At 64.7% G+C, this 3,167-nt stretch carries 3 protein-coding genes; all 3 read left to right on the top strand.

The window, feature by feature from the left end; genetic code table 11:
- A partial coding sequence (locus A2J03_RS18910) for an ABC transporter substrate-binding protein (RefSeq protein WP_156520460.1) occupies positions 1 to 397 on the top strand: 397 nt, incomplete at its 5' end.
- Positions 387 to 2,021, top strand: coding sequence for an ABC transporter permease (locus A2J03_RS18905; RefSeq protein ID WP_068377006.1), 1,635 nt, complete (start codon positions 387 to 389; stop codon positions 2,019 to 2,021). The genes A2J03_RS18910 and A2J03_RS18905, both read left to right, overlap by 11 nt.
- Positions 2,021 to 3,073 (top strand): ABC transporter ATP-binding protein, encoded by a 1,053-nt coding sequence (locus A2J03_RS18900; RefSeq protein ID WP_068377003.1) that lies wholly within the window; start codon positions 2,021 to 2,023, stop codon positions 3,071 to 3,073. The genes A2J03_RS18905 and A2J03_RS18900 overlap by 1 nt, the downstream gene beginning before the upstream one ends.
- Positions 3,074 to 3,167: the final 94 nt, after the last annotated feature.

Here is a 3,167-nt window from a genome sequence, read left to right as displayed (position 1 = left end):
GGTCGCCGAGAGCAACGGACCCGTCGGGCAGTCCGTTGCAGCAGGGACGCAACCGATCGGGATCGTCGTCGACTACCTCGTGCGTGAGCTGGCAGAGAAGGGATCTCCGATCGCATTGGAATACCCGACCGACGGCGTTCCGTACATTTCACAGCCTGCCGGAATTTTCCAGGACGCGGCCAACCAGGACGCCGCAAAGAAGTACGTCGATTTCCTGGTGAGCCAGCGCGGTCAGGAGATCGCAGTGCAGCAACAGTATCTCCCCGTGCGCGGGGACGTCGGAACTCCCGACGGTGCACCGGCTCTCGCGGATCTGAACCTGCTCAACCCTGATCTCGCCGAGATCACCGCGTCGCAGCCCGAAGCTGTGAAGAGGTTCAACGAGCTTGTCGGCTAGGTTCGCGCTCAGCGGCCTGACCGGTATCCGGGTCGCTCTGTGGCTGGTGGTCGGGGCCGTCGTACTCGTCCCGATCGCCGCCGTCGTCTCGATCGGCCTCGGCGGCAACCACATACAGGAACTTCTCGACGCCGGAATCGTCGATGCCGCGGTCAACAGTCTCGTCTCGGCCGGCACGTCGGCTTTCTTCGCCGTCGTGGTGGCAGTCGCCATGGTGCTCGTCCTCGATCGGACCGACCTTCCCGGTCGAACCGTACTTCGACTGATCCTGTTGAGCCCGCTGTTGATTCCACCGTTTGTCGGCGCTATCGCGTGGACGGGCCTGCTCGGACCGAGCGGGGTGATCAACAAGTTCTGGACGAGCAATGTCGGCGGACCGCTGTGGGACATCTATGGCGGTGATGGAGTGATCTTCCTGCTGACGATTCACTCGTACCCGCTGGCGTACCTCATCATGGCGGCAGCCGCACGACGCATCCCCGGCGATCTGGAGGAGGCTGCGCGAATGGCAGGTGCGAGCCCGAGGCGCGCACTGACCGACGTGACGCTACCGCTACTCCGGACCGCCGGGGTGGCGTCGTTCACGTTGGTAGCGGTGTCCAACCTGGCCGATTTCGGAATCCCCGCGCTGGTCGGACTGCCCGATCGCTACGTCACTCTGTCGACGATGGTGTACCGATTCATCCAGTCCGGCACCGTGGCCAAACCGCTCGAGGTGGTCTCGACAATCGGAATCGTACTGTTGTTGCTGGCCGTGGCGGCGGTCGCCGTCGATCGGTTGCTGTCGGGACGAGCCTCCCACATCGACGGGCCCACGACGGCAAATCAGCGGATCGCTTTGGGCCGCAGTCGTATTCCAGCGGCTGCCGCGGTGTGGCTCCTCGCACTTGCGGTGACCGCACTGCCGATCCTGGCGTTGGCCACCCAGGCGTTGCTCCCCGCTCCTGGTGTCCCCTTCACGTGGGACAATCTGACTCTCGACAGCATCATCGGAGCCGTCACGGCGCCGGGAACCCTGGTAGGGATCCAGAATTCAGTGTTTCTCGCACTTGGTGCCGCGGTGATCTGCGGCCTCCTGGGTTTGGCGCTGGCAGTGGTCACGACGCGAACGAAGTCTCGTGACAACGTCGGCCTCGACCTGGTGGCGATGCTTCCCCAGGCCATTCCGGGATTGGTCATCGCGGTGGGCTGGTTGATCGTCGGACGCTACACCGGACTGTTCGATACGCGATGGGTCATCCTGTGCGCCTACGTCATGGCGTTTCTGGCGATCGTGGTGCAGGCGGTGCGGGCACCGCTACGCGCGACACCCACCGCCTTCGAGGAGGTTGCCCGGTCCTCGGGCGCGTCCCCGCTCCGCGCACTGTACGACGTGTCGTGGAAGTTGGCTGTTCCCGCCGCGGTGACCGGCGGCGTGCTGGTGGCGTTGACCGCGGTGCGTGAGCTGACCATGTCGGTTCTGCTGGTGGCACCGGGAACTCAGACGCTCGGTGTGTCGATCTTCAACCTGCAACAGGCGGGCGACTACAACGCTGCGGCCGCGCTGTCGCTACTCGTAGCGCTCGTCGGAATCGCGGGGCTCGGTCTCGTCGCGGGTGTCACCGACCGAAAGAAGGTCCCCTGATGTCCCAGATTTCACTCGACTCCATCCATCTCGACTATCCCGGTGGCACTGTCGGTCTTCGCGGAATCGATCTGCATGTCGCCGACGGCGAATTTCTCGCTCTCGTCGGGCCGTCGGGGTCGGGCAAGACGACGCTCCTGCGCACCGTCGCCGGATTCCTGGATCCGACGTCCGGCACGGTGACCATCGGGGACGATGTGGTTGCCGGTGGCGCGGGACGTTCGCTTCCGCCGGAGCATCGGGGACTCGGGATGGTGTTCCAACAACACGCACTGTGGCCGCATCGCAGCGTCGGGAAGAACGTTTCGTACCCACTCGAACTTGCAGGTGTCTCGCGCCAGGAACGCCGCACACGCGTCGCCGACGTCCTCGAGCTGGTCGGCCTGCCCGGGCTCGAGTCTCGAAATCCGGCGACGCTGTCCGGTGGCCAGCGGCAACGCGTCGCACTCGCTCGCGCGCTGGTCAGGTCTCCGCGCGCGTTGTTGCTCGACGAGGCGCTGTCGGCGTTGGACGAGCCGTTGCGCGACCGGCTGCGGTTGGAATTGCGATCCCTGACGCGCGCGGCCGGGCTGACGGTAGTCCATGTGACGCATGATCGGACCGAAGCCTTGGCGCTCGCCGATCGAGTAGCCATTCTCGACGGCGGTGCCATCGCGCAAATCGGTACCCCGGAGGAGCTGGTCACTCGCCCGGCGTCCGCGTTCGTGGCTCGATTTCTCTCCGACGCCAACGTGATCGACGGCGTCATCGACGGTGGCCTGTTCCGCGCCGAGAAGCACCCGCTGACCGTGCCCGTCGAGATCATCGAGAACGCCCGCGAGGGCCGGGGATCGTTGTCGATCCTCCCTGCCGATATCTCGCTCGGTTCTGGTTCGGATACATGCGGTGGGATCGTGACGTCCTCCCTCTTCGGACGAGAGAGCAGCGACGTCGTGGTCTCCTCGCACGGCGTCTCGTTTCGATGCGCGGTGCGTGGGACACGACCGTCGGTCGGCGCGAACGTCACCATCACCATCGGACGGGGCATCTTCGATCCGGTGATCAGGGGCTGACGCTCTCGGCGGGAGTTTCGGGCAGCTGTGTGACCCATGAGATAGGTAAAATAGTTGTTTACCTCATCTATTTATCTATATGGTTGCGGACAGC

It is taken from the genome of Rhodococcus sp. EPR-157 (assembly GCF_001647195.1).
Lineage (GTDB): Bacteria > Actinomycetota > Actinomycetes > Mycobacteriales > Mycobacteriaceae > Rhodococcoides.
Note: the sequence above shows the minus strand (reverse complement) of the source record. Positions and strands in the feature narration are given on the sequence as shown.

Excerpts from the sequence above, each read along its gene's own strand:
- A2J03_RS18900 (WP_068377003.1), top strand. The coding sequence starts at position 2,021 with ATGTCCCAGATTTCACTCGACTCCATCCATCTCGACTATCCCGGTGGC.